At 67.0% G+C, this 533-nt stretch carries 1 pseudogene; it reads left to right on the forward strand.

What is annotated here, in order from left to right:
- Window positions 1-84: pseudogene (locus tag ACSNOD_RS31680) on the forward strand (ATP-binding protein); the annotation flags it as partial.
- Window positions 85-533: the final 449 nt, after the last annotated feature.

The following is a 533-nucleotide window of genomic DNA, read 5'->3' on the forward strand; positions in this document are numbered from 1 at the left end:
ACCACGGACGCGCGCCAGCGCGCGGACGCCAAGTCGACGCTCATCACGCTGGTCGAGCACGCGCTCATGGCCCGGCTGAAGTAGGCGCCGGGCCGGGCCCCGGCCCGAACCGCGCGCCCGGGGCGGGCCTGTGTCCTACGACACGGCCCGCCCCGGGCGTTCATAACGTTTCGACAGAGAATTCGCTGCTCGTAATGCACCCGCAGCAGCCGAATGGCTTCGCTGTGCGCACAAACGGCCAGCTTTTTGCCGCACCTCAGGCTTAATGCCCGTTTTATCTCGCGCTTACACCGTCGTGATCAAGCCGTTTCCGGTGTTTGGCCACCGAGGCATTGACGTGCTGGAATTCCTTGAACTTCGGATTAGTACACGGCCCAGTACGTAGGACGGCACACCCCAGTGCCGACGCCGGGAGGTTGTTGGTCGAGTGAGGCGAAGCAAGCCTGGCCCCGCGTCGCAACAGACGTCGCGCGGCAACTTCACGCCGCCGTCGCGCACAGCGGCGGCGCCGGTCGCTGACGCGCCCCCACCCG

Source organism: Streptomyces sp. URMC 123, assembly GCF_051386515.1.
GTDB lineage: Bacteria > Actinomycetota > Actinomycetes > Streptomycetales > Streptomycetaceae > Streptomyces.